The sequence below is a fragment of the Planococcus sp. 11815 genome, assembly GCF_051096385.1.
Lineage (GTDB): Bacteria > Bacillota > Bacilli > Bacillales_A > Planococcaceae > Planococcus > Planococcus citreus.
In genome coordinates this window covers 109,021-129,578 of sequence record NZ_CP096991.1, presented here as the reverse complement: position 1 = coordinate 129,578, position 20,558 = coordinate 109,021, and the positions used below count along the sequence as shown (strand labels likewise).

At 46.8% G+C, this 20,558-nt stretch carries 19 protein-coding genes and 1 other annotated feature; all 19 genes read right to left on the bottom strand.

The window, feature by feature from the left end; all coding sequences use genetic code 11:
• Positions 1 to 321: 321 nt before the first annotated feature.
• The 19 genes from ilvE to M1Q06_RS00535 all read right to left on the bottom strand — a co-directional run bounded on the left by ilvE (position 322) and on the right by M1Q06_RS00535 (position 20,553).
• Positions 322 to 1,224 (bottom strand): branched-chain-amino-acid transaminase, encoded by a 903-nt coding sequence (gene ilvE, locus M1Q06_RS00625; RefSeq protein WP_058382173.1) that lies wholly within the window; start codon positions 1,222 to 1,224, stop codon positions 322 to 324.
• 414 nt (positions 1,225 to 1,638) lie between these two features.
• Positions 1,639 to 2,826 carry an elongation factor Tu gene (tuf, locus tag M1Q06_RS00620; protein WP_121301287.1) on the bottom strand — a complete coding sequence of 396 codons (1,188 nt, stop codon included), beginning with the start codon at positions 2,824 to 2,826 and terminating at the stop codon, positions 1,639 to 1,641.
• A 118-nt stretch (positions 2,827 to 2,944) separates the two neighbouring features.
• Positions 2,945 to 5,023, bottom strand: coding sequence for an elongation factor G (gene fusA / locus M1Q06_RS00615; RefSeq protein WP_434400947.1), 2,079 nt, complete (start codon positions 5,021 to 5,023; stop codon positions 2,945 to 2,947).
• 50 nt (positions 5,024 to 5,073) lie between these two features.
• The gene (rpsG, locus tag M1Q06_RS00610) at positions 5,074 to 5,544 is read right to left on the bottom strand and encodes a 30S ribosomal protein S7 (RefSeq protein WP_058382176.1); all 471 of its coding nucleotides are present in this window, start codon (positions 5,542 to 5,544) and stop codon (positions 5,074 to 5,076) included.
• 44 nt (positions 5,545 to 5,588) lie between these two features.
• Complete coding sequence (rpsL, locus tag M1Q06_RS00605; RefSeq protein ID WP_068459672.1) at positions 5,589 to 6,008, bottom strand: 30S ribosomal protein S12; 420 nt, start codon at positions 6,006 to 6,008, stop codon at positions 5,589 to 5,591.
• A 305-nt stretch (positions 6,009 to 6,313) separates the two neighbouring features.
• On the bottom strand, positions 6,314 to 9,919 hold the full coding sequence (gene rpoC / locus M1Q06_RS00600; protein WP_211652849.1) for a DNA-directed RNA polymerase subunit beta': 3,606 nt from the start codon (positions 9,917 to 9,919) through the stop codon (positions 6,314 to 6,316).
• Between the two features lie 110 nt (positions 9,920 to 10,029).
• Positions 10,030 to 13,584, bottom strand: a complete 3,555-nt coding sequence (rpoB, locus tag M1Q06_RS00595; protein WP_121301285.1) for a DNA-directed RNA polymerase subunit beta — start codon at positions 13,582 to 13,584, stop codon at positions 10,030 to 10,032.
• A gap of 216 nt (positions 13,585 to 13,800) precedes the next feature.
• Complete coding sequence (locus tag M1Q06_RS00590; protein WP_434400943.1) at positions 13,801 to 14,403, bottom strand: class I SAM-dependent methyltransferase; 603 nt, start codon at positions 14,401 to 14,403, stop codon at positions 13,801 to 13,803.
• A 113-nt stretch (positions 14,404 to 14,516) separates the two neighbouring features.
• Positions 14,517 to 14,876 carry a 50S ribosomal protein L7/L12 gene (gene rplL, locus M1Q06_RS00585; protein ID WP_434400941.1) on the bottom strand — a complete coding sequence of 120 codons (360 nt, stop codon included), beginning with the start codon at positions 14,874 to 14,876 and terminating at the stop codon, positions 14,517 to 14,519.
• A 54-nt stretch (positions 14,877 to 14,930) separates the two neighbouring features.
• Positions 14,931 to 15,431 carry a 50S ribosomal protein L10 gene (gene rplJ, locus M1Q06_RS00580; RefSeq protein ID WP_101189186.1) on the bottom strand — a complete coding sequence of 167 codons (501 nt, stop codon included), beginning with the start codon at positions 15,429 to 15,431 and terminating at the stop codon, positions 14,931 to 14,933.
• A 35-nt stretch (positions 15,432 to 15,466) separates the two neighbouring features.
• Positions 15,467 to 15,617 (bottom strand) — a sequence feature (ribosomal protein L10 leader region).
• A 42-nt stretch (positions 15,618 to 15,659) separates the two neighbouring features.
• Entirely contained in the window at positions 15,660 to 16,358 is a 699-nt protein-coding gene (gene rplA, locus M1Q06_RS00575) for a 50S ribosomal protein L1 (protein WP_434400939.1), read from the bottom strand.
• A gap of 106 nt (positions 16,359 to 16,464) precedes the next feature.
• Entirely contained in the window at positions 16,465 to 16,890 is a 426-nt protein-coding gene (gene rplK / locus M1Q06_RS00570) for a 50S ribosomal protein L11 (RefSeq protein ID WP_058382184.1), read from the bottom strand.
• A gap of 173 nt (positions 16,891 to 17,063) precedes the next feature.
• Positions 17,064 to 17,597, bottom strand: a complete 534-nt coding sequence (nusG, locus tag M1Q06_RS00565; protein ID WP_058382185.1) for a transcription termination/antitermination protein NusG — start codon at positions 17,595 to 17,597, stop codon at positions 17,064 to 17,066.
• A 96-nt stretch (positions 17,598 to 17,693) separates the two neighbouring features.
• Positions 17,694 to 17,879 carry a preprotein translocase subunit SecE gene (gene secE / locus M1Q06_RS00560; RefSeq protein ID WP_058382186.1) on the bottom strand — a complete coding sequence of 62 codons (186 nt, stop codon included), beginning with the start codon at positions 17,877 to 17,879 and terminating at the stop codon, positions 17,694 to 17,696.
• A 59-nt stretch (positions 17,880 to 17,938) separates the two neighbouring features.
• A complete protein-coding gene (gene rpmG / locus M1Q06_RS00555) occupies positions 17,939 to 18,085 on the bottom strand; it encodes a 50S ribosomal protein L33 (RefSeq protein WP_058382187.1) in 147 nt (48 codons plus the stop codon).
• Positions 18,086 to 18,154: 69 nt separating this feature from the next.
• Entirely contained in the window at positions 18,155 to 18,763 is a 609-nt protein-coding gene (gene sigH, locus M1Q06_RS00550; protein WP_232787237.1) for an RNA polymerase sporulation sigma factor SigH, read from the bottom strand.
• Between the two features lie 113 nt (positions 18,764 to 18,876).
• Positions 18,877 to 19,386: an NYN domain-containing protein gene (locus M1Q06_RS00545; protein WP_121301282.1), complete on the bottom strand. Its 510-nt coding sequence runs from the start codon at positions 19,384 to 19,386 to the stop codon at positions 18,877 to 18,879.
• A 4-nt stretch (positions 19,387 to 19,390) separates the two neighbouring features.
• Positions 19,391 to 20,140, bottom strand: a complete 750-nt coding sequence (rlmB, locus tag M1Q06_RS00540; RefSeq protein ID WP_434400935.1) for a 23S rRNA (guanosine(2251)-2'-O)-methyltransferase RlmB — start codon at positions 20,138 to 20,140, stop codon at positions 19,391 to 19,393.
• A complete protein-coding gene (locus M1Q06_RS00535) occupies positions 20,137 to 20,553 on the bottom strand; it encodes a Mini-ribonuclease 3 (protein ID WP_121301280.1) in 417 nt (138 codons plus the stop codon). The genes rlmB and M1Q06_RS00535 overlap by 4 nt, the downstream gene beginning before the upstream one ends.
• Positions 20,554 to 20,558: the final 5 nt, after the last annotated feature.

Sequence of the window (20,558 nt, the reverse complement as noted above, 5' to 3'; positions counted from 1 at the left end):
CTTAAGTCTTCGGAAGTAGCAAATGAAAAAGCTTTTCCATCCCTACACAAAGAAGACATCTTCTTTGCATAGGGATGAAAAAGCTTCATGGTACCACCCTATTTCACTGCGATTTGCAGCCTCTTGGATAATTGCTTATCCGCTGATAACGATAACTCGTCGCTTGCAGTCACCGGGAACACCTAAAAGGCCGAAGCCGTTCAGCATTCCACTCAGAGGGGATGTCGCATCTGGCAGCATTGCCGGCTTCCACCGCCCCGGCTCTCTGTGAATGCTGTATTCCATTTGCTTTAACCTCGTCATTGAATTGATCATATGAATTTATACTACGTTTAGATGTTCTTCGTTATACACTTTAACGCCGTCTTGCTGCACCAGCTCACGGAATGCTTCTAACAGGTCATTCGTGACAGGTCCTGGCTTGCCGTCGCCGATCACGCGTCCATCCACTTTGATGACGGCGATGACTTCTGCTGCCGTCCCTGTCAGGAACACTTCGTCTGCGACATAGACATCGTGTCTGGTAAAGACGCCTTCTTCCATTTGGTAACCTTTTTCAGCTGCGACTTCCATGATGGCGTTGCGCGTAATCCCTTCAAGCGCCCCTACATAACCAGGAGGCGTCAGCAATTTGTTTTTGCGGACAATGAAGATATTATCGGCCGATCCTTCAGCCACATAGCCTTGATCGTTCAGCATGAGTGCTTCAGAGACACCCGCCAGGCTAGCTTCAATCTTCACTAGGATGTTGTTCATATAGTTCAGTGATTTCACTTTCGGGCTAAGGACGTCTGAGCGGCTTCTTCTGGAAGCAACCGAGACGATTTCAATGCCGCTGTCGTATAAGGCTTTCGGGAATAAAGAAAGCGGCTCTGCGATGACGATGACATTCGGCTTTGCACAACTGAATGGATCGAGCCCGAGATTCCCGACTCCGCGTGAGACGACTAAGCGAATATACGCATCCTTCAATTTGTTTTGCCGGAGCGTTTCTACGACCAGCTGCGTCATTTCTTCGAAAGTATGCGGAATTTCAAGCATCACTGATTTAGCCGAATCGTAAAGGCGCTCCAGATGTTCTTCTAAACGAAAGACATTTCCGTTGTATGAACGAATGCCTTCGAAAACTCCGTCGCCATATAGGAAGCCATGATCATAAACCGAAACCTTGGCATCTTCTTTTTTTACAAATTCACCATTCATATAGATTACTTGTTCAGTCATGATGTCCACTTCTTTCTCCGAAATTTTTTATGGGGATTGCGCTGTAAATGCTTTGTTCTGTTAAATTGTTGCTATCATATCGCCTATTCCAAAGGGTGTCAACAAACAAAATGCGATTTTTTTGCTAATTCTGAACATTGAAATCATTTGTATCCGTTTACATTGTTGTCGTGGCGCGGTTTAAAATGTTTTTAAAAAAGTTTGAATATTTTATGAAAATGCGATATATTGCGTATAAAAAAAGGATAAGCTTCTCTTAACTAATAGATTTTAATAAAAATTCTTCGGCATGCTCATGGATCATTCAGCCTTTAAACCTCATCTCACTGCCACGCAATGTTCATCTTTAGTTAAAAAAGAACACAAAAAAATCCCCCAACTCATAATGAGTTGGGGGATTTAAGCACAGGCGAATTACTTCTGGATAGAAGCTACAACGCCAGCGCCTACAGTACGTCCACCCTCACGGATAGAGAACTTAGTACCTTCTTCAAGAGCGATTGGTGAGATAAGCTCAACATCCATTTCGATGTTATCGCCAGGCATAACCATTTCTACTCCTTCAGGAAGGTTACAAACGCCAGTTACGTCAGTTGTACGGAAGTAGAACTGCGGACGGTAGTTTGTGAAGAATGGAGTGTGACGTCCACCCTCTTCTTTTGAAAGAACATAAACTTCAGCTTTGAAAGTTGTATGTGGAGTGATTGTGCCTGGTTTAGCAAGAACTTGTCCACGCTGGATGTCGTCACGGGAAACTCCGCGAAGAAGTGCGCCAATGTTGTCGCCAGCTTCAGCATAGTCAAGCAATTTGCGGAACATTTCTACACCTGTAACAGTTGTAGATTTAGCTTCTTCGTTGATACCGATGATGTCAACGTTGTCGCCGACTTTGATTTGTCCACGCTCAACACGGCCAGTTGCAACTGTACCACGGCCAGTGATTGAGAATACGTCCTCAACTGGCATCATGAATGGCTTGTCAGTGTCGCGTTCTGGAGTTGGGATGTACTCATCAACAGCAGCCATCAACTCAAGAATTTTTTCTTCCCATTCTGGCTCGCCTTCAAGGGCTTTAAGCGCAGAACCTTTGATGACTGGGATGTCATCGCCAGGGAAGTCATATTCAGACAATAGGTCGCGAACTTCCATTTCAACTAGCTCAAGAAGCTCTTCGTCGTCTACCATGTCGCATTTGTTCATGAATACTACAAGGTAAGGTACGCCTACTTGACGTGAAAGCAAGATGTGCTCACGAGTTTGTGGCATTGGGCCGTCAGCAGCAGATACTACTAGGATCCCGCCGTCCATTTGTGCAGCACCAGTGATCATGTTTTTAACATAGTCAGCGTGACCTGGGCAGTCAACGTGTGCATAGTGGCGTGTTTCAGTTTCGTACTCAACGTGAGAAGTGTTGATTGTGATACCGCGCTCTTTTTCTTCAGGTGCGTTATCGATTTGGTCGTAAGAACGAGCTTCCCCGCCTGATGCTCTAGCAAGAACTGTAGCGATTGCTGCAGTCAAAGTTGTTTTACCATGGTCAACGTGTCCGATTGTACCAATGTTAGCGTGTGTTTTAGAACGGTCAAATTTAGCTTTACCCATTAGAAAAATCCTCCTCAGAATGTAAGTTAATAGTAGTAGTTTGAGTACCCAAGCTGCCGAAATAAACCGCAGATTGGGCGTACAAACTATTTATACTTGATTAAAGGTCAAAATTCAATTATTGGCCTTTATTTTTCTTGATAATTTCTTCAGCGATGGATTTCGGCACTTCTTCATAGTGATCGAAGTGCATAGAGAACACACCGCGTCCTTGCGTGTTAGAACGCAAGTTTGTTGCATAACCGAACATTTCAGAAAGTGGAACCATTGAACGGACAACTTGTGCGTTTCCGCGAGCGTCCATACCTTCTACGCGTCCACGGCGAGACGTAACGTCACCCATGATATCGCCAAGGTATTCTTCAGGGATTACAATTTCAACTTTCATGATCGGCTCAAGGATTACCGGGTTAACTTTTGATACAGCGTTTTTCAGTGCCATTGAAGCAGCAACTTTAAACGCCATCTCGTTGGAGTCAACATCATGGTAAGATCCGTCGAACAAACGTGCTTTAATGTCTACCAATGGATAACCGGCAACTACACCGTTATCAAGAGAGTCGCGAAGACCCGCTTCAACTGCTGGGATGTATTCACGTGGAACAACACCACCGACAATTCCATTTTCGAACTCAAAGCCAGCGCCTTCTTCGTTTGGAGAGAATTCGATCCAAACGTGTCCGAACTGACCACGGCCACCGGATTGACGTACGAACTTCCCTTCAACTTTTGCAGACTGGCGGAATGTCTCACGGTAAGATACCTGAGGAGCTCCGACGTTTGCTTCAACGTTGAATTCGCGTCTCATACGGTCAACTAGGATATCAAGGTGAAGCTCACCCATACCTGCGATGATCGTTTGACCAGTTTCCTGGTCTGTATGCGCACGGAAAGTTGGGTCTTCTTCTTGCAATTTCGCAAGGGCTTGGCCCATCTTGTCTTGGTCCGCTTTGGATTTCGGCTCTACTGAAAGTGAGATAACCGGTTCCGGGAAGACCATGCGCTCAAGAATTACTTGGTCTTTTTCGTCGCATAGCGTATCGCCTGTAGAAGTATCTTTTAGGCCGATCGCAGCAGCGATATCCCCGCAATATACTTCAGCGATCTCTTCGCGGGAGTTGGCGTGCATTTGCAGGATACGTCCTACGCGCTCACGCTTGCCTTTTGAAGAGTTTTGTACGTATGAACCAGATTTCAAAGTACCAGAGTAAACACGGAAGAACGTCAATTTCCCTACATATGGGTCTGTCATTACTTTAAATGCCAGAGCAGAGAAAGGCTCGTCTTCAGATGCTTTACGCAATACTTCTTCGTCTGAATCCGGACGAAGTGCTGTCATTGGCGGTACATCTAGTGGTGATGGGAGGTAATCAATTACTGCATCAAGCATCAATTGAACCCCTTTGTTTTTGAAAGCAGTTCCGCAAACTACTGGATAGAACTCAACGTCAAGCGTTCCTTTACGGATTGCAGCTTTAAGTTCATCAACAGTAATTTCTTCGCCACCAAGGTATTTTTCCATCAAGTCTTCATCAAGCTCAGCAACGCCTTCGAGTAGTTTCGTGTGCCACTCGTCAGCAAGCTCCTTGTACTCTTCAGGAATTTCGCCTTCAGTGATTTCAGTTCCCAAATCGTTCGCATAGAAGCGCGCGGTCATGTTTACAAGGTCAATGATCCCTGAGAACTCGTCTTCTGCGCCGATTGGCAATTGAATCGGGTGTGCGTTAGCTTGCAGGCGATCGTGAAGAGTGCCTACTGAATACAGGAAGTCAGCGCCGATTTTATCCATTTTGTTAATGAATACCAAACGCGGTACTCCGTATGTTGTCGCTTGACGCCATACAGTTTCTGTTTGGGGCTCAACGCCTGATTGGGCATCAAGAACCGTTACAGCACCATCAAGTACGCGCAGTGAACGTTCAACTTCAACTGTGAAGTCTACGTGTCCTGGAGTATCGATGATGTTAACGCGGTGGCCTTCCCATGAAGCTGTTGTCGCAGCAGATGTGATCGTGATTCCACGCTCTTGCTCCTGCTCCATCCAGTCCATTTGAGAAGCACCTTCATGCGTTTCGCCGATTTTGTGGATACGGCCTGTGTAATACAAAATACGCTCCGTAGTAGTCGTTTTACCGGCATCGATGTGAGCCATGATTCCGATATTACGTGTATGGTCTAAGGAGAACTCTCTAGGCATATGGTCTTTCTCCTTCCGTCTCGAAATAAGATTTTAAGTTTCGCAAGAATTTACCAGCGGTAATGAGCAAATGCTTTGTTGGCTTCTGCCATTTTGTGGATATCTTCACGTTTTTTGACGGAAGCACCAGTGTTGTTAGCAGCATCTAGGATTTCGTTAGCTAGACGCTCTTCCATAGTTTTTTCCCCACGTAGACGTGAGTAGTTCACTAGGTAGCGAAGTCCAAGAGTCGTACGGCGTTCTGGACGAACTTCAACTGGTACTTGGTAGTTAGCTCCACCAACACGGCGAGCGCGAACTTCAAGAACCGGCATGATGTTTTCCAACGCTTGTTCGAATACTTCGATCGGATCTTTCCCGCTGCGTTCTTTAATTAGTTCGAACGCACCGTAGAGGATCTTTTGTGAAGTACCTCTTTTTCCGTCAACCATCAATTTGTTAATTAAACGAGTTACCAATTTCGAACTATAAATCGGATCTGGCAACACGTCACGTTTAGCTACAGGACCTTTACGAGGCATGTATGTTCCTCCTTTCAACGAAAACTATCGTTAATTCATTGTTATTATTTTTTTGCTTTAGGGCGTTTTGTTCCATATTTAGAGCGTCCTTGCATACGGCCGTTTACTCCAGCAGTATCAAGTGCGCCGCGTACAACGTGGTAACGTACACCCGGAAGGTCTTTTACGCGTCCTCCGCGGATAAGAACAACACTGTGCTCTTGAAGGTTGTGACCTTCGCCGCCGATATATGCATTGACCTCAATTTGGTTTGTCAAACGTACACGCGCGTATTTACGCAATGCGGAGTTTGGTTTTTTCGGTGTCATCGTTCCAACACGTGTGCAGACGCCGCGTTTTTGTGGAGCGCTCAAGTTAGTCTGTGCTTTCTTGAAGCTGTTATACCCCTTGTTCAACGCTGGTGAGTCTGATTTAGTGCTTTTTGGTTTACGAGGCTTGTTAACCAATTGGTTAATTGTAGGCATCGATTTTTCCTCCTCTCAAAAGGTGTTCTAATACCACATATCCAGGTGGTTCATTTTTGGGTAAAAAACAAAGTCTTTGTGATTTCACACAAAAACCGGTATCCAGTAATGCCATCATGGCTACATCCAGCAAAGCTGAACGCTTTTACTGTTTTTGCTTAGTACCTGACGATCATGTTCCTGACATGCAAAGATCGATAATCATCAACCCTTAATATACTATCATTCACTATGCGTTACTGTCAACCAAAATTGCAAAAAAAGTCCGGGGGAGCTCATCGCTCTCCCGGATTAGTTTTTTTAACTTATGATTCGCTTCCGACAATCTCTTCTTGCTGAGCTTTTTCGCTCTGCTCGATTTCGATCTGGCGGTAGCGTTGCATGCCAGTCCCTGCTGGAACCAGTTTTCCGATAATGACATTCTCTTTCAGTCCGAGAAGCTCGTCGCGTTTTCCTTTAATCGCCGCATCGGTAAGGACACGAGTCGTTTCTTGGAAGGATGCAGCAGACAAGAATGATTCTGTTTCCAGGGAAGCTTTCGTGATCCCAAGGATGACAGGTCGGCTAGTTGCTGGCATATTGCCGGCAAGCACTGCTTTTTCATTCGCTTCTGTGAACTGGTGAATATCAAGAAGAGAGCCTGGCAGCAAGTCAGTATCTCCGGCTTCAATGACGCGGACTTTACGGAACATTTGACGAACCATAACTTCAACGTGCTTATCGCCGATTTCTACCCCTTGCATGCGGTAAACTTTTTGAACTTCTTTCAATAGATACAATTGAACAGATTGAACTTCTTTGACCTGAAGCAATTGCTTCGGATCGATAGAACCGTCTGTCAGCACTTCACCGCGCTGAATCGTATCATCTACTTGAACTTTCAAACGTGCATTATAAGGCGCCAAGTATTTGCGTGTTTCCACATCGCCTTGAATCGTGATTTCCTTCTGGCCTTCGCGAATTTCATCAATCTCGGTAATCGTACCGGTGATTTCAGAAATAACAGCTTGCCCTTTCGGATTTCTGGATTCGAAGATTTCCTGGATACGCGGCAAACCTTGTGTGATATCGTCTCCTGCTACACCGCCTGTGTGGAATGTACGCATTGTAAGCTGCGTACCTGGCTCACCGATTGACTGGGCAGCGATGATTCCGACTGCTTCGCCGACTTCCACTTCGTCGCCTGTAGCAAGGTTCGTACCGTAGCATTTTTTGCAAATGCCGTGTTTTGTATTACAAGTGAAAGCAGAGCGGATCGTCACTTCTTTGATGCCGGCTTCGATTACGAGGCGCGCCAAGTCTTGCGTAATAAGTGCGTCTCTTTCTACAATCACTTCTTTTGTTTCTGGATGACGGACCGTTTTCTTAGCATGACGGCCGACAATCCGTTCTTCAAGCTCTTCGATAACTTCCGTGCCTTCCATGAGTGCACCAACCAATAAACCACGGTCAGTTCCGCAATCATTTTCGCGTACGATAGCATCTTGTGCAACATCGACAAGACGGCGAGTCAAGTAACCGGAGTCAGCTGTTTTCAATGCTGTATCGGCAAGACCTTTACGTGCACCGTGAGTCGAGATGAAATATTCGAGTACCGTCAGACCTTCACGGAATGAAGATTTGATCGGAAGTTCGATGATGCGGCCGGCCGGGTTGGCCATGAGTCCGCGCATACCCGCAAGCTGCGTGAAGTTGGACGCGTTACCACGGGCTCCGGAATCACTCATCATGTAGATCGGGTTTAGCGTATCAAGGGATGCCATCAGTTTTTCCTGGATGATATCTTTTGCATTGCTCCAATATGAGATAACGCGTGTGTAGCGCTCTTCTTCCGTAATCAAACCACGGCGGAATTGCTTCATCACTTTATCTACATTGTTTTGGGCTTCAACTAAAATTTCACCTTTGTCTGGCAAAACGACGATATCCGCCACACCAACCGTGATGCCGGCTTGTGTAGAATATTTGAATCCAAGGCTCTTCATGCGGTCAAGCATCCGCGAAGTTTCCGTAATATGGAAACGTTTGAACACTTCTGCAATGATTTCCCCAAGAATCTTCTTCTTGAACGGCGTTACAAGTTCTGACTCCTGGATATGCTTGCGAACATCCGTCGTTGTTGGGACGAAGTATTTCGCTGGCGTTTCCACTTGCAGGTTGTAATCGGTCGGTTCATTGATATAAGGGAACGATTCCGGAAGAATTTCATTGAAAATCACTTTTCCGACTGTCGTCAAAAGAAGCATTTTGTTTTGTTCTTCCGTAAACGTCGGGTTGTTTACAGATCCAGCCTGAACCGCGATACGCGTGTGCAGATGCACATGTCCAGTTTGGTAAGCAATCAATACTTCTTCGGATCCGGAGAACGTAGCCCCTTCGCCTGTTGCGCCTTTGCGCTCCAGCGTCAGGTAATAGTTTCCAAGAACCATATCCTGTGAAGGCGTTACGACCGGTTTTCCATCTTTCGGGTTCAAGATGTTCTGTGCTGCAAGCATTAGAAGACGAGCTTCTGCTTGCGCTTCAGATGAAAGCGGTACGTGGACAGCCATTTGGTCACCATCAAAGTCGGCGTTATAAGCCGTACAAACGAGTGGGTGAAGGCGGATGGCCTTACCTTCGACAAGTGTCGGTTCAAATGCTTGGATACCGAGTCTGTGAAGTGTCGGTGCGCGGTTCAATAGAACCGGGTGCTCCTTGATAACATCTTCAAGTACATCCCAAACTTCCGAATGGAGACGTTCGATTTTACGCTTCGCGCTCTTAATGTTGTGCGCGAGACCGCGTTCAACCAATTCTTTCATGACGAACGGCTTAAAGAGTTCAATTGCCATGCCTTTAGGCAAGCCGCATTGATACATCTTCAAGTTCGGCCCTACGACGATTACAGAACGTCCCGAGTAATCGACACGTTTTCCGAGCAAGTTCTGGCGGAAACGCCCTTGTTTCCCTTTCAACATATGAGAAAGAGATTTCAATGGGCGGTTACCAGGACCTGTAACCGGACGGCCGCGACGGCCATTGTCGATCAAGGCATCAACCGCTTCTTGAAGCATGCGTTTTTCGTTCTGAACGATGATGCTTGGCGCACCAAGGTCAAGCAAACGCTTGAGGCGGTTGTTGCGGTTGATGACACGGCGGTAAAGGTCGTTCAAGTCAGAAGTCGCAAAACGGCCACCGTCTAGCTGAACCATCGGACGCAATTCCGGCGGGATGACAGGAAGGACATCCAAAATCATCCAATCCGGGTTGTTTCCAGAGTTGCGGAAAGACTCTACTACTTCAAGGCGTTTGATCGCACGTGTGCGGCGCTGGCCTTGTGCAGATTTTAGTTCTTCTTTCAACGCATCTGTTTCGCGTTCCAAGTCAATTTCCTGAAGCAAACGTTTGATCGCTTCAGCACCCATTGCTGCTTGGAACTTCTTGCCGAATTTATCACGGTATGCGCGATATTCTTTTTCGGAAAGCAATTGTTTTTTCTCGAGCGGCGTATCCGCCGGATCGATGACTACATAAGAAGCAAAATAGATAACTTCTTCCAAAGAACGCGGGGACATATCCAAGATAAGACCCATGCGGCTTGGAATTCCTTTGAAATACCAAATATGGGAAACCGGTGCTGCAAGCTCGATATGGCCCATGCGCTCACGGCGCACTTTTGAACGGGTTACTTCGACGCCACAGCGATCACAGACGACGCCTTTATAACGGACGCGTTTGTATTTTCCGCAATGGCATTCCCAGTCTTTTGTAGGACCGAAAATACGTTCACAGAACAAACCGTCTTTTTCAGGCTTTAACGTACGGTAGTTGATTGTTTCTGGTTTCTTGACTTCCCCATAGGACCATGAGCGAATTTTATCGGGTGATGCCAATCCGATTTTCATATACTCAAAATTATTTACATCTATCAAGGAGCCTACCTCCCTTTTGTCTCGAGTTTCTGTACGGCTCTTCCTCGTTTATGGCTAAATCGATAAGTTTCCGCCCGGCGCTATGCCGGACGGTTTTTTCTATATATACGTTATTCAATCGTGCCTACTGGTGATTCTTCGTCAGCGATCGGCAGGATATTCAGTGAATCTGCAGGTTGAAGATCGTCTTCTTCATCCAAATCGCGCAATTCGATTTCTTCATCGTCGATTGTGAGCATCTTAACGTCCATGCCCAAACTTTGAAGCTCTTTGATCAATACTTTGAAGGATTCCGGAACGCTTGGTTCTGGAACACTTTCACCTTTGACAATCGCTTCGTACGTTTTCACACGGCCGACCACGTCATCTGATTTAACTGTCAAGATTTCTTGGAGTGTATGCGCAGCACCGTATGCTTCAAGTGCCCAAACTTCCATCTCCCCGAAACGCTGACCGCCAAATTGCGCTTTACCACCGAGTGGCTGTTGCGTAACGAGTGAGTAAGGTCCAGTTGAACGTGCATGGAGTTTATCGTCAACCATGTGTGCCAGTTTAATCATGTACATGATCCCGACAGATACGCGGTTGTCGAATGGCTCACCGGAGCGGCCATCATAAAGGATGGTTTTTCCGTCGCGTGGCATCCCGGCTTCTTCCATTGTTTCCCAGACATCTTCTTCATTCGCGCCATCAAATACGGATGATGCCATGTGAAGGCCTAGGGAACGAGAAGCCATCCCAAGGTGAAGTTCAAGCACCTGCCCGATATTCATACGGGACGGAACACCAAGCGGGTTCAACATGATATCGATCGGCGTGCCATCCGGCATGAACGGCATGTCTTCTTCCGGCAAGATGCGGGAAATAACACCTTTGTTCCCGTGACGTCCGGCCATCTTGTCCCCGACGGAGATTTTCCGTTTTTGGACAATATAAGCACGTACCAATTGGTTGACGCCCGGCGGCAATTCGTCGCCGTCTTCACGGTTGAAGATTTTCACATCAAGTACGATCCCGCCTGCACCGTGAGGCACACGCAAGGAAGTATCGCGTACTTCACGCGCTTTTTCACCGAAGATTGCATGAAGCAGGCGTTCTTCCGCTGTCAGTTCCGTAACCCCTTTAGGCGTTACTTTACCGACTAGGATGTCGCCATCTTTCACTTCAGCACCGACACGGATGATGCCGCGGTCGTCTAAGTTGCGCAAAGCATCTTCGCCGACGTTCGGGATATCGCGCGTGATTTCTTCAGGCCCGAGTTTTGTATCACGGGAATCGGATTCGTATTCTTCAATATGGACTGACGTGTAGACGTCATCTTTAACGAGGCGCTCACTCATGATGATCGCATCCTCATAGTTAAAGCCATCCCAAGTCATGAATCCGACAAGCACGTTACGGCCAAGTGCCATTTCGCCGCGTTCCATTGAAGGTCCATCGGCCAGGATATCGCGTTTTTCTACACGATCGCCGACTTTGACGATCGGGCGCTGGTTATAGCTGGTACCTTGGTTTGAACGGATGAATTTTTGCAGGCGGTACGTATCCACATCGCCTTTGACTTCATTGCCTTCTACGTTTTCGATGCGGCGAACGCGGATTTCTTTCGCTTCAACGAATTCGACAATTCCGCCATGCTTCGCGATTACGGCAGCACCTGAATCACGTGCAGCCAAGTGCTCCATGCCAGTTCCGACAAACGGAGCTTCTGGATTCAATAGAGGCACAGCTTGACGTTGCATGTTCGCTCCCATCAATGCACGGTTGGAGTCATCGTTTTCAAGGAACGGAATACAAGCAGTCGCAACAGACACGACTTGTTTTGGAGAAACATCCATATAATCGATGCTAGAACGGCTGTAAACAGTGTTCTCACCGCGGAAGCGGGCAACGACTTCTTCTTCGACAAACGATCCGTCTTCATTCAAGCGCGAATTCGCCTGAGCGACAACATAGTTGTCTTCTTCATCAGCCGTTAAATAGTCGATTTGGTCGGTGACTTTATTCGTCTCCGGATCGACGCGGCGATAAGGTGTTTCGATGAATCCGAATTTATTCACTTTGGCAAATGTTGAAAGCGTGTTGATCAAGCCGATGTTCGGGCCCTCAGGCGTTTCGATCGGGCACATGCGGCCGTAGTGAGAGTAGTGAACGTCACGCACTTCAAAGCCGGCGCGTTCACGTGTCAAACCACCGGGCCCAAGCGCAGATAGACGGCGTTTATGCGTCAATTCAGCAAGCGGGTTCGTTTGGTCCATGAACTGGGACAATTGGGAGCTGCCGAAGAACTCTTTAATCGATGCAATAACCGGGCGGATATTGATCAATTGCTGCGGTACGATCGATTGCGTGTCGTTGATCGACATACGCTCGCGCACCACGCGCTCCATACGGGACAAACCGATACGGAATTGGTTCTGTAGAAGTTCGCCAACTGAACGCAGACGACGGTTACCTAGGTGGTCAATATCATCTGTGTTGCCGACGCCATGCAGCAAGTTGAAGAAGTAGCTGATAGACGAGATGATATCCGCAGGCGTTACGTTTTTGATCTTGTCTTCGATATATGCATTGCTGATGACAGTGATTTCTTTTTGCTCATCGTCATTTGGCGCATAGATTTTAATGGATTGAAGTGTTACGTCGTCTTCAAGAACGCCTCCAGCTTGGGAAACGGTATGGAAACCAACGCCATTCTCCAAATTAGGGATCAAGCGGTCAAGGACACGGCGGTCAATAACAGTTCCAGCTTCTACTAAAATTTCGCCCGTTTCAGGATCGACGAGTGTTTCTGCAATCGTCTGATTAAACAAGCGGTTTTTAATATGAAGCTTTTTGTTCATCTTGTAACGGCCGACATTCGCCAAGTCATAGCGTTTTGGGTCGAAGAAACGCGAGTAAAGTAAGCTCTTAGCGCTCTCTACTGTCGGTGGCTCTCCAGGACGAAGGCGCTCGTAAATTTCAAGAAGCGCTTTTTCCGTGTTTTCGGTGTTATCTTTTTCCAAAGTGTTTTGCAAATACTCGTTATCGCCGAGCAATTCAATGATTTCCTGATCGGAACCAAAGCCTAATGCACGCAGAAGAACCGTTACAGGCAATTTGCGTGTGCGGTCGATACGTACGTATACGACATCTTTTGCATCGGTTTCATACTCAAGCCATGCACCACGATTTGGAATGACAGTAGCGCCAAAACCTCGTTTGCCGTTTTTATCTGTCTTGTCGTGGAAATAAACACTTGGCGAGCGGACTAATTGCGAAACGATGACGCGCTCTGCGCCGTTGATGACGAAAGTTCCAGTCTCCGTCATCAATGGGAAATCACCCATGAAGACATCCTGTTCTTTCACTTCATCCGTTTCTTTGTTGTGAAGACGCACTTTTACGCGAAGTGGTGCTGCGTAAGTAACGTCCCGTTCTTTCGATTCATCAACCGGGTACTTAGGATCCGCTAGGCTGTAGTCGACGAATTCCAAGGAAAGGTTTCCTGTGAAATCTTCGATTGGTGAAATGTCGCGGAACATTTCACGAAGCCCCTCTTCTAAGAACCATTCGTAAGAAGACGATTGGATCTCAATCAGATTCGGGAGATCTAGAACTTCACTGATTCTCGAAAAACTTCTGCGTTGACGATGCTGACCGTACTGAACTAGTTGACCTGTCAACTTATTCACCCCTCAATAAAACGATTATAGGACTTTGCGATATCTGTAAAATAGTGTATGATATCGAAAAGACAAAAAGAAAACGAGACCGCATATGAGCTCATTTTCGGTTTACACATGTTAAAACTGGCCGCCATGCTCTGCCCGAAAAAGGGCAAACGACCTCAAAATAATATTTTTTGCATTTTATTATAATATCACAGGCGTTTTGTCAAGTCAAACTTTTCTGGCCTCGAAAATAAAGTAACCTTTCTTCTTATTAGCGACCCGGACGTCGCCAAACAACTCCTGCAATTTCTCCTGAGTCGAAGGGGCTCCCTGCTTTTTCTGTATGACAACCCATAACGATCCGGAAGCCAGAAGTTTTGCATACGCTTCTTCATAAAACCGGAAAATCGTCTCTTTACCCGCACGAATTGGCGGATTTGTTAAAATAGCGCCGAATCCTTGTTGCTCAACATTGGACAAGCCGTCGCTTTCATAGACTGAAACATTTTCAACACCGTTTAACACGGTGTTTTTTTGTGCGAGTTCAATGGCTCTGGCATTAATGTCCACCATGTGCACATGTCTTTGTGGAAATGCTTTGGCGATAGCCATTCCGATCGGTCCATACCCGCAACCCACATCGAGGATAGGCCCTTCTACAGACGGTTCATCAAACGCCTCAATCAATAGCCGCGAACCGAAATCGACATCATTTTTACTGAAAACGCCTGAATCCGTTTGAAACCGGAACGTCTCGCCCCGCAATGTGTAGGTCCACTCTTGGGGTTTGCTTTTAGTTTGAGGATTTTTGGAATAATAGTGTTGGGACATACGGAGCCCTCCTTCCATCATACAATCTCAAGTTCTCACTGGATTGGATTTAAAAAGAAGAAAAAGCCCGTCGGTGAATACTGACGAGCTTTCTTTCTTATAATATAGGTGAATTATTTAAATTCTACAGAAGCGCCAACTTCTTCAAGTTTAGCTTTGATTTCTTCAGCTTCTTCTTTAGTAGCGCCTTCTTTAAGAGCTTTAGGAGCTTCGTCAACAAGACCTTTCGCTTCTTTCAAGCCAAGGCCTGTAACTTCGCGAACAACTTTGATGACTTTGATTTTTTGGTCGCCAGCAGAGTTAAGGATTACGTCGAACTCAGTTTGCTCTTCTTCAGCAGCGCCACCAGCAGCAGCTGCAGCAACTGGAGCAGCAGCAGTTACGCCGAACTCGTCTTCGATTGCTTTTACTAGGTCGTTAAGTTGAAGAATTGTCATTTCTTTGATTGCTTCTAGAATTTGTTCTTGTGTCATTATAATTTCCTCCTATGATAGGTAATTTTTTGTCGTACTCAGGATGCTAAGAGATTAAGCGCCCTGTTCTTCTTTTTGGTCTGCAACTGCTTTTGTAGTAGCAGCGAAGTTGCGGACTGGAGCTTGTAGTACGCTGAGTAGCATAGACAATAGGCCATCGCGTGATGGAAGTTCAGCAAGAGCTTTCATTTCATCTGCAGATGCAACATTGCCTTCGATGATACCGGCTTTAATTTCTAGTGCTTCGTTGCCTTTTGCGAAATCGTTGATGATTCGCGCTGGAGCAACGACGTCTTCGTTCGAGAATGCGATAGCGTTCGGTCCTGTGAAGTGTTCGTTGATCGCTTCAAGGCCGTGAACTTCTGTCGCGCGGCGAGTCATGGAGTTTTTGTAAACTTTAAACTCGATGCCTTCCTCACGAAGCTGTTTACGAAGTTCTGTAAGTTGGGCAACGTTCAAACCGCGATAGTCAACAACGACAACCGATGCAGCAGCGTTGAATTTGTCAGCGATTGTTTGCACAACAACTTTTTTCGTTTCAATTGCTTTGCTCATGTGGGCACCTCCTATAGATTTGTCATTCATACCGTCCGTCCATAAGAAAAGCCTCTGGTCCAGTACAGACACAGAGGCATAAAATCAGCATCAATTAAGATGGAATCTGAATTCATCATGTCCTCGGCAGGGATTCATTAAGCGGCAAGCCGCCCCTACTGTCTGCGGTACAAATGGTTATTTCACAACTTCGCCAGTATAGCGAAGTTGTGAAAGAATGTCAATATTTTATTTAACTACTACTTTTGCAGGGTCTACTTTGACAGCAGGTCCCATTGTAGTCGTTACGTTTAGTGATTTCATGTACGTGCCTTTAGCAGCAGATGGCTTAGCTTTCAAGATCACGTCATAGATTGCTTGCAAGTTCTCAGCAAGTTTGTCGTCTTCGAAAGACACTTTGCCGATCGGCGCGTGAATGATACCGGATTTTTCTGCACGGTATTCCACTTTACCAGCCTTGATTTCCTCAACAGCTTTCGCTACATCAAATGTAACAGTTCCTGTTTTCGGGTTTGGCATCAAGCCTTTTGGTCCAAGAACGCGTCCAAGTTTACCAACTTCGCCCATCATGTCCGGAGTAGCGACGATAACGTCGAATTCGAACCAGCCTTGTTGGATTTTTTGGATGTACTCAGCATCGCCGACATAGTCAGCGCCTGCTTCTTGAGCTTCTCTCAGTTTATCGCCTTTAGCGAAAACCAAAACGCTTTGAGTTTTACCAGTACCGTTTGGAAGCACGACTGCCCCACGGATTTGCTGGTCATTTTTACGCGTGTCGATTCCTAGGCGGAAAGCGACTTCTACAGTAGCGTCGAAGTTAACTGTGCTTGCCTTTTTTGCAAGTTCGATAGCTTCTTTCGCTTCGTAGAGCTTAGAACGGTCGATCAGTTTTGCTGCTTCTTGCAGCTTTTTGCCTGTTTTAGCCATTTTAAACGTCCTCCTTGTTGTGGTCTAACGGATTGAACCTCCCACGATTAAGGGCTGCGCTGTTCGCGTTGAACTGCGCAACCCATCCAAAAACAACTTCTTGAAATTAGTCTTCGATTGTAATGCCCATGCTGCGAGCAGTACCTTCAACCATCAACATTGCAGCTTCAACTGAAGCGGCATTTAGATCTGGCATTTTAGTTTCTGCGATTTCGCGAACTTGGTCGCGTTTCACAGTCGCTACTTTATTGCGGTTCGGTTCACCTGAACCTGATTCAATACCTGCTGCTTTCTTCAATAGAACTGCAGCTGGCGGAGTTTTCGTAATGAAAGTAAATGAACGGTCTTCAAATACCGAAATCTCAACCGGAATAATAAGTCCTGCTTGTTCAGCAGTACGCGCGTTAAATTCTTTACAGAAGCCCATGATGTTGACGCCTGCTTGACCTAGTGCTGGTCCTACTGGCGGCGCTGGGTTAGCTTTTGCTGCAGGGATCTGCAATTTTACGACTTTAACTACTTTTTTAGCCACGAAACACACCTCCTTAAGTCCGTGATGTGGTAATAGGGTTGCCCCTCCCACTCATATCTGTCCGTCAACTTGATTTTCGTTGATAGAATTAATTGGTTTGTACAGATGCTGCGCTTTGGCAGTCTGACCTATGAAATGATACCACCATTGCAAAAAAATAGCAAGAGGCGTTGTTATACTTTTTGGACCTGCTCGAAATCGAGCTCCATTTTCGTTTCGCGCCCGAAGATGTCGATCGACACTTTGACTTTGCCTTTTGTATCGTCGATCTCTTCGACTTTCCCTTGGAAGTTGGCGAATGGCCCTTCCATGACTTCGACTGTATCCGCGACTGCAAAATCGATATCCACTTTGCGTTCGGTCATGCCCATCTGCTTGAGGATGAAATCGACTTCCTCTTCAAGAAGTGGTGTCGGTTTTGCTCCCCCGCCCGATGAACCGATAAATCCGGTCACACCCGGCGTATTGCGGACGACATACCAGGACTCATCTGTCATGACTAGTTCTACTAGCACGTAACCCGGGAAGGTTTTGCGCATGACTGTGCGTTTTTTGCCGTCTTTGAAATCTGTTTCCTGTTCTTCAGGGATGATGACGCGGAAGATCAAATCTTCCATTCCCATTGTTTCTACGCGCTTTTCCAGGTTCGCTTTTACCTTATTTTCATAACCGGAATACGTATGGACTACATACCAATTTTTCTCCATATTCGAGCGGACTAAGCGTCCATCCCTCCTTTTTTACAAATGAAAAAACCCGTTCCATGGAATGACGGGCTATTTTTCGTTATTCTTATGACTGTGTTACAGTGCCAGGAACCAACGGAATAATTCCGATATGCCGGTATCGATCAATGCGAAGAAAAGAGCCATGAAGATGACCGTTGACAAGACGACGATTGTATAGCGCGTCAATTCCTTGCGTTTTGGCCAGCTGACTTTTCTCATTTCCGAAACGACATTTTTAAAGAAATCGCCAATGTTACCCATTATCGTAAAAACCTCCGAATTTCAAAATCACTCTATATCGTCCGGCATTCAAAGTAATACTATTTCGTTTGTTTATGCACGGTATGCTCGTTGCAATGAGCACAGAATTTTTTGAGTTCCAAACGTGTGCTTGAATCCGCTTTCGCAGGTACCGCATAATTGCGGGAAGCACATTTCGAGCAGCTCAACACGATTTTTTTAGCCATTATTCTCACCTTGCTCTATTTTACAGCTTTTTCAAGAGTATCATCATAAAAACTTGCTGTCAATAGTACTTACGAGGACCGGCTTTCACTCGCCTGCAGATGCCGCTCAAGTTTCCGCTTGACCCGCTGCAAGGCATTATCGATTGATTTTACATGCCGTTCCAGCTTTTCAGAGATTTCCTGATAAGACTGCCCATCGAGATATAGCGTCAACACTTCACGTTCCAGTTCACTCAACACTTCATCCATTTTGCCTTCCATGTACCGGAATTCTTCATTATGGATCATCAATTCTTCCGGGTCGTCCGCGCCGCTTCCGGCAAGCACATCCATCAATGTCCGGTCCGACTCTTCATCGTAGATCGGCTTGTCGAGAGAGACATAGGAATTCAGCGGGATATGCTTCTGGCGAGTGGCTGTCTTGATCGCCGTGATGATCTGGCGGACGATGCATAGCTCTGCAAATGCGCGGAATGAAGACAGTTTATCGCTCCTGAAGTCACGGATCGCTTTGTACAAGCCGATCATGCCTTCTTGGATGATGTCTTCTTTATCTGCGCCAATGAGAAAATAGGAACGGGCTTTCATCCGCACAAACGGACGGAACTTGGTGATAAGAAAATCCAAGGCTTCCGTGTTGCCGCTATGGACCAGACCGACAAGTTCTTCATCTGCCATTTCAGTAAAGTTACGGTTGCGAACTTGCTCAAAATTTTCCACGGGTGATCCCTCCGATTGGGTGAGCCTCGATATTTCCAGTATACAGGAAGAAAAATTTGAGCGTCAACAGTTCATTTGAGGCCTCGTCGCCATTTTTCGAAAATTTCTGCCACTTCTCCTTCAAGTGGAATCTTGGAGATGGAGCGCTGCTCTTGGATCTCACGCACTTTCTTTGCAATGCGCTTGTCAATTTCCTCCATCTCGATTTCCAATTCACGCGCGGAGATGCGCAAAGCTCCTTTAGCAAAAATCACCCATTGTTCGGTCGAGTCGGATGTGGCGACGTAAATTTGGTCGCGCCGGCTATTCAGGCTGATCGCCAGCTTTTCAATCCGTTCATCGGCCGTCTCGCTGGAACGGGTGAAAATGACTTCCACTTCGCTGTGCAAATTTTTCGCTTCGATGCCGGGCACCAGATGGGCATCGAACACAATGATGACGCGCCACCCTTTGAACCCTTGATATTCGGCCATCCGTTCGATCAACCGGTCGCGCGCGTCTGCCAGGCGTTCTTTCTTCAGCGCTGTTAGTTCTGCCCAATCGCCAATGATGTTATAACCATCTACCAGCAGAATATTCATGGCATCACCCGATTGGATGGCGCTTGCGGTAGACTTCATACATCAACAGGCTGGCAGCCACCGATGCATTCAACGAAGTCACATGGCCGACCATCGGCAATTGATAAAGGAAGTCGCATTTATCGCGCAAGATGCGGCTCATGCCTTTGCCTTCGCTGCCGATGATGACGGCAAGCGGCAAGGTCGCATCCATGCGCCGGTAGTCCACCGATTCTTTGGCGTCGGTGCCGGCGATCCATACGCCGCGCTTTTTCAATTCATCGACCGTCTGAGACAAATTATTAACGCGCACAACCGGCACGTGCTCAATCGCCCCGGTCGATGATTTCGCTACGACGCCGGTCAAACCGACTGCACGGCGCTGCGGGATGATCAAGCCGTGGGCGCCCACGGCATCTGCCGTGCGCATGATCGACCCAAGATTATGCGGGTCTTCCAGTTCATCGAGGATGAGGAAGAACGGATCTTCTTGCTTGTCCTGGGCTTTCGCGAACAACTCTTCCAGTTCTGCATAGCGGTACGCCGCGACTGCTGCGGCAATTCCCTGGTGATTGGTATCAGTCAGCCCATCGATTTTCTTCTTCGGGACAAACTGCACCAGTACTTTTTGTTCTTTTGCCAATTGCAGAAGTTCTGCAATGCCTTTTTTCTGGACGCCTTCCGCGACCCAGATTTTATTGATGTCGCGCTTGGCGCGCAACGCTTCTAGCACCGGATTTTTGCCTCCGATGATTTCAGGTGTTTCCTCCGTCATTTGACCACTCCTCTCGGCTCTTCAGCGATACTGATGGCATAATTGATCAACTCATCCAGCCGCTCCTGCTCTTCTTTTAAATACAACCAGCCGAGCACCGCTTCAAAGGCGGTGCTGAAATTATAGGTCTGGACATCGGTATTTCTCGGTACCGAACCGGATTTTGCATTGCGGCCCCTCCGCATGATGGCAAGCTCCGTTTCAGTCAGGACGCCTTCATCAACAAAGCGCTTCAAAATGAACGCCTGGGACTTAGCCGAAACGAACGCCGTCGAAGACCGGTGAAGGATATTCGGCTTGACGCGGCCCGCGTGAAGCAAGTGTGCACGCACTGCCGTCTCGTAAACGGCATCTCCCATATAAGCGAGTGCCAAGGCATTCAATTGATCAACGTCTTGTTTTCTCAATACCATGCCGA